The organism is Neisseria sp. P0021.S005, assembly GCF_051956955.1.
This window is the reverse complement of record NZ_JBQCWY010000420.1, coordinates 1-2,648: the sequence shown is the minus strand read 5'-3', so window position 1 is coordinate 2,648 and position 2,648 is coordinate 1. Positions and strand designations below refer to the sequence as shown.

At 52.1% G+C, this 2,648-nt stretch carries 3 protein-coding genes; 2 read left to right on the top strand and 1 reads right to left on the bottom strand.

Translation table 11 applies throughout. From position 1 onward, the window contains the following. Window positions 1-78 precede the first annotated feature (78 nt). Both rsmI and ACTHUE_RS15030 read left to right on the top strand, forming a co-directional pair. A complete protein-coding gene (gene rsmI / locus ACTHUE_RS15035) occupies window positions 79-966 on the top strand; it encodes a 16S rRNA (cytidine(1402)-2'-O)-methyltransferase (protein ID WP_049336857.1) in 888 nt (295 codons plus the stop codon). A gap of 219 nt (window positions 967-1,185) precedes the next feature. Then, on the top strand, window positions 1,186-1,806 hold the full coding sequence (locus ACTHUE_RS15030) for a DUF1269 domain-containing protein (protein ID WP_440398697.1): 621 nt from the start codon (window positions 1,186-1,188) through the stop codon (window positions 1,804-1,806). A gap of 275 nt (window positions 1,807-2,081) precedes the next feature. Here the strand turns inward: ACTHUE_RS15030 and ACTHUE_RS15025 are convergent. Next, on the bottom strand, window positions 2,082-2,648 hold a 567-nt coding region (locus ACTHUE_RS15025; RefSeq protein WP_440402995.1), incomplete at its 5' end, for an alpha/beta hydrolase.

The window sequence follows — 2,648 nt, the reverse complement described above, 5'->3', positions numbered from 1 at the left end:
GGTTTAAGCGCATGAAAAGTTTACCCGTTATATAATCATTGTTTTTAAAGAGACGCCGTTTCAGACGGCCTTGAATCTATGTACACAAAACACCTGCAAAAAGCCGTCGACAGCATCGAAAAACAGACATTATACGTTGTCGCCACACCCATCGGCAATTTAGCCGACATAACGCTGCGCGCGCTGGCCGTGCTGCAAAAGGCCGACATTATCTGCGCCGAGGACACCCGTGTTACCGCCCAGCTTTTGAGTGCGTACGGCATTCAGGGCAAACTCGTGAGCGTGCGCGAACACAACGAGCAGCAAATGGCCGATAAAATCATCGCCTATCTTTCAGACGGCCTGAGTGTCGCCCAAGTTTCGGATGCGGGCACACCTGCGGTTTGCGATCCCGGTGCGAAACTTGCCGCCCGCGTGCGCGAAGCCGGATTTAAAGTGGTGCCTGTGGTCGGCGCAAGCGCGGTCATGGGGGCGTTGAGCGTGGCAGGTGTGACGGAATCCGATTTTTACTTCAACGGTTTCCTGCCGCCTAAAGCCGGCGAACGTCAAAAGCTGTTGGCCAAATGGGCGGAAGCCGATTTTCCGATTGTGATGTTTGAAACGCCACACCGTATCGAAGCAAGCCTTGCGGATATGGCCGCACAGTTTCCCGAACGCCGTTTGACTTTGGCGCGAGAAATTACCAAAACGTTTGAAACCTTCCTCAGCGGCACGGTTGCCGAAATCCAAGCCGCCCTTAAAAACGACAGCAATCAAACGCGTGGCGAGATGGTGCTGGTGTTGCACCCTGCGGTAAAAGAGAAACACAGCGATTTACCCGAGGCGGCACAAAATACCATGAAAATCCTTGCGGCCGAGTTGCCGACCAAACAAGCCGCCGAGCTTGCCGCCAAGATTACCGGCGAAAGCAAAAAAGCCTTGTACGATTTAGCGTTGGAGTGGAAACGGATTTCAGACGATGCTTGAGGTCTTGCAGGCTTATTTCTCTCAACCTGTGGTGTGAACGATGCGACGATTTCCTACAGGCAAAAGGCTGGGTATTGTTCGTTATCCGTTTGCCGGTTCTACAGGCTGTACATAGGTAAAGTTCTGTTTGCCGCATTGTTCCCCCCCCCCTTGTAATTTACAATGACACTGCATACAACTTGTATGTTCTTAAATCTTTCAATCTACGGGAGTGGACTTATGAAACAAAACATCATCGTTGCCTTATTCGACATCTCCAGCGAAGCTTATCAAGCCTTTTCTGAATTGAAAGCTTACTCGCAGATAACAGATGCTTTGGTGGCACAAGCCGTTTTGATTAAAAAGGAAAATGACCTGATTATCCCAGCAGAAAGCACCGACTTTACCGCCAATACGGCCGAAAGCGCATGGACGGGCGGCCTCATTGGTTCGCTGGTCGGCATCCTCGGCGGTCCTATCGGTGTTCTGTTGGGTGGAGCTACTGGCGCACTCATCGGCAGTGATGTAGGCACTGCCCAAACATTGGGAGAGGGGGCGTTGCTAGAAAATACAGCCAAAAAACTGGATAACGGCAGTACTGCGATCATTATTTTGGCGCAAGAATCCAACGAAGCTGTATTGGATGCTTTCTTCCACCGTTTCAAAACCGTTATTCTCCGACAAGATGTAGCCGTTGCCCAACAGGACGTATTGGCAGCAATAGAAGCGCAGGAAGAAGTGGCACGTCAGGCACACGAAGCTTGGAAAAAACAGCGCAAAGCCGAGCGCAAAGAGAAAGTGGAAGCCTTCAAGGCCGACATCAAACAAAAATTCGACAAATTGGCAGCCAAGTTGAAATAACACTGCCACCAACCCAAGGTATGTAACCGCTCAAATTTTCCGTTTCGGATGCATGCCAAACCGGTTTGAGGCTACCTGAAAATCTATTTTTCAGGTAGCCTCTCCCTTTTTCATGCCCCGAGACCTTTGCAAAGGTCTCAACCTATGTTATTGCAAAGGTCTATGTTATTGCAAAGGTCTCGGCCTTTTTATAATTGGATTTTAGATCGATCCAATAGGTTCAATACGCTTCTAAGTTTGCGTTTCAGACGGCCTCAATGTTTGGCAAACCTGCTTCAACGCTGCCATGCGCTGCGCAAATATTCGATGCAGTCGGTCAGGGCGTAAAACGGGGCGTTGCCGTGATTGGCGTTGGGGTAGAGGGTGAAGCGGACATCTGCGCCGAGATGGTGCAAAGTGCCGGCAAGGATTTTGGCTTGTGCAACCATGCCGCGGCTGGTTTGGTCGGGACGGTTGTTTCTGCCTTCATGTTCGCCTGCACCGAGGCGGATGCCGATTCCTTGCGGCAATGTGCCGGGCAGCCAATCGAGTACACGGCGGTCTTGCCACCAGATAGACGGCGACACCAGCAAATAATGGCGGAAGCGTTCGGGGCGGGTGAACAGGGAATAGAGGCCGTACAAGGCGCCGAAAGAATGGCCGAAGACGGCTTGGTTTTGGGTATCGATGCGGTATTTGCTGTCGAGCAGGGCGGAGAGTTCGTCGTCGATAAAGTGGCTGAAGCGGTCGGCTTGGCCGTATTGTTTGCGTTCGGATTCGGGCGCGTTGTCGGGCAGCGGCGGCGTGTAGTCGAGGGCGCGTTGGCTTAAGTCGCGGATGGTGCCGCCGGTGTAGCCGATGCC